The organism is Pseudoalteromonas sp. Z1A6 (genome assembly GCF_011378745.1).
Classification (GTDB): Bacteria; Pseudomonadota; Gammaproteobacteria; order Enterobacterales; family Alteromonadaceae; genus Pseudoalteromonas; species Pseudoalteromonas arctica.
The window spans coordinates 1-3,017 of sequence record NZ_WTKW01000439.1 but is presented as its reverse complement, the minus strand read 5'-3'; the positions used below and the strand labels follow the sequence as shown (position 1 = coordinate 3,017).

General features: G+C 35.9%; 2 protein-coding genes. Both read left to right on the top strand.

Annotated features, from left to right (window positions below):
• Positions 1-109 precede the first annotated feature (109 nt).
• Positions 110-1,879: an ATP-binding protein gene (locus tag GQR46_RS18235; RefSeq protein WP_024593692.1), complete on the top strand. Its 1,770-nt coding sequence runs from the start codon at positions 110-112 to the stop codon at positions 1,877-1,879.
• A 113-nt stretch (positions 1,880-1,992) separates the two neighbouring features.
• Entirely contained in the window at positions 1,993-2,910 is a 918-nt protein-coding gene (gene rdgC, locus GQR46_RS18230) for a recombination-associated protein RdgC (protein ID WP_007587156.1), read from the top strand.
• Positions 2,911-3,017 lie beyond the last annotated feature (107 nt).

The window sequence follows — 3,017 nt, the reverse complement described above, 5'->3', positions numbered from 1 at the left end:
TTTATCTTATTAAATTTTAACTTTTTTATTTATTTTTAGAGGTTTATTGACTAACTTTTAAATTACTATCGTAACGTTACAAAAATAATAAAGGATGAACAAGTCACTCATGTTACAAAAAAGTCTTTCTAAGAAGCTACTGACTAGCGTTTTATCCGTCTATTTTTTGCTTACCTTTGTAGTGACCTGTGGACAAGTGCTTGCTGAATACGTCAATACTAAAGACTATATTCGCGATGAACTTAGTACCTTACAAAAAACCTTTAGTCGCAGCTTAACACGTGCAATTTGGGAGCTTAATACCAAGCAAACAATTACAACAGCAGAAGGTTTACTCGCCATCCCCATGATTGAAGGGATTATTGTTCGAGACGACAGCGGCGAAATTATTTCACAGCTAGGGCGCTCTCTTGATATACATAAGCTATATAACCAACAGTTAGTACAAGAAGAGGTTATTTTAGAAGACGCAAAATCGGGTTTATTTGGTTATACCTTTCCACTTATTTTTGAATTTTCAGGTCGTGCTACTCAAGTTGGTGACGTTACCTTATTCTCAAGTCGAGAAGTTGTTTTTAGCCGCATTATGGTATCAATCTACTTTTTGATTGGTAATGCGATGATTAAAACCACCTTTTTGATCATCTTATTTTTAATGGCATTTAGAAAACTTCTTACAGACCCTTTAGCAGAACTCACTGAGCAACTAGAAAATTTAGAACTAGACGAGCTAGAAGGTCAACATATAGAAATAGAAACAGAAGAACATAATGAACTAAAAGTGATGGAGCAGTCATTTAACAAACTAATAGATAAAGTGGTTCAGTATAGAAAAGAGCTTGAACACACCCAAAAAGAACTCATTATAAGTAACGAAAAGCTTGATCAACACAACATACAACTTGAACAAGACGTAGCCCGTAAAACATCCAACTTAAGCCAAGCAATGATGGATTTACAGCAGCAAAAATACGAACTCGAAAAGCAAAAAATTGTCCTCACCGAAGAAGTAGACTTACGCCGCAGCACAGAGCTAGAGTTAATTACAAAGCAAACTGAATCTCAGCGCTATATAGAAGAGTTAAGCCTTGCACAGGAACGTTTACTAGGCACAGAAAAAATGGCTGCGCTAGGCGGACTTGTAGCAGGTATTACACACGATATAAACACCCCTATTGGGATAGGTGTAACGGCAATATCATTTTTACAAGAACGCTTAAATAAACTCGAAAATGCTTATACCGAAAAAACACTTTCGCCAAAAGCACTAGAAGAATTTATTAACGAAGCAAAACAAAGCACAAGCTTACTAACCACTAACTTAGATAGAGCTTCGGAGCTTATAGCTAGCTTTAAACAAATAGCGGTCGATCAAGCCAGTGAAGCAGTAAGAACCATTAACTTTAAAGATTACACTAACGAAGTAATACGCTCACTGCACCCAAAACTAAAAAAGACATCCCATACTATAAAATTAGAATGTCCTGATGATTTAGTTTTAAATCTCCCTGCAGGGGCTATAAGCCAAATTTTTACTAACCTAATTATGAACTCACTTATTCATGGCTTTGAAGGTAAAAGCAACGGTGTAATGGATATTAAAATAAGCGCTGATGACACTAACTTAACTATTGATTACAAAGATGACGGTAACGGTGTTACTAACGAGCAATTAAAAAAATTATTTGACCCATTTTTTACTACCAAACGCGATGAAGGCGGTAGCGGATTAGGCACCCATATAATGCTTAATTTGGTCAAGCAAACCCTTAGTGGCTCTATTGATGCAACGAGTGAACCGGGCAAAGGTCTGCGTTACTATATTCAATTTCCGAAGAACATGGCTAAGCCACTGCCTATTTTTGATAAATATGAATAAATAAAAGTATATGCATTAAATTTGTTCATATTCAACAGTAACAAATCAGTCATTTCGAGATGCTGTTTTTATTGCTATGATTGTACAAATTTTTCAAATGGATCAATTCCCCTATGTGGTTTAGTAACCTTATTTGTTACCGCTTTAAGCAAGACGTTTCATATACTCAAGAAGACTTTGATAAAGCATTAGAGCAAGATTTATTTCGCCCATGTACTGGTCAAGAGCTTGCAACATTTGGTTGGACAAAAGCGTTTGGAAAACATGGCGATACGCTATCGCATTTTTCTCAAAAAAGTATTCTAGTTTGCGCTAAACGCGAAGAAAAAGTACTCCCTGCTTCTGTTATTAATGAACTAGTTGCTGAGAAAGTTGATCTGATAGAAGCTGAAGAAAACCGCCCAGTTAAAAAGAAAGAAAAAGACGAATTAAAAGAAAACATTCTTCATACTCTTCTACCTCAAGCATTTAAAAAGTCGAGCTTACAATTTGCCTTTATTGACCAAGAAAACGGTTGGGTTGTTGTAAATAGTGGCAGCTTTAATAAAGCAGAAGAGCTACTAGCACTACTTCGTAAATCGTTAGGAACGCTTCCGGTTGTACCTGCGTTTGCTAACTACGACCTAGATGTATTTTTAACTGATTGGTTAACTAACTTTAGTACACCAGAAGGTTTTGCTATTGGCTCAGACGCTGAACTTGAAGAAGCAGACGACAGCGGCGCACAAGTAAAGCTTAAAGGTCATGATCTATCGTGTGATGAAGTTAAATCGCATTTAGAAAGTGGTAAACGCGTAACTAAACTTGCACTTGATTGGCAAGAGCGTCTTAAGTTTATGCTGCAAAACGATGGCTCTATCAAACGTTTAAGCTACTCTGAAACTCTAAAAGAAGAAAACGCAGATATTCCTAAAGAAGATATGGCTTTAAAACTTGATGCTGACTTTATTTTAGCTTCTGAAGAAATAAAGCAATTACTTGAAGAGCTAACTGCAGGTTTAGGTGACGTTGAAGATTTAGAAAAAGCGTAAATACCATAGTGCCTACCTGCATAAATATTTAAGCAATTTAATGAATTAAATAGCATATGTAAGTAGGTTGGTATAACAGATAAAAATCCGATAGCAGTTTACTGCTA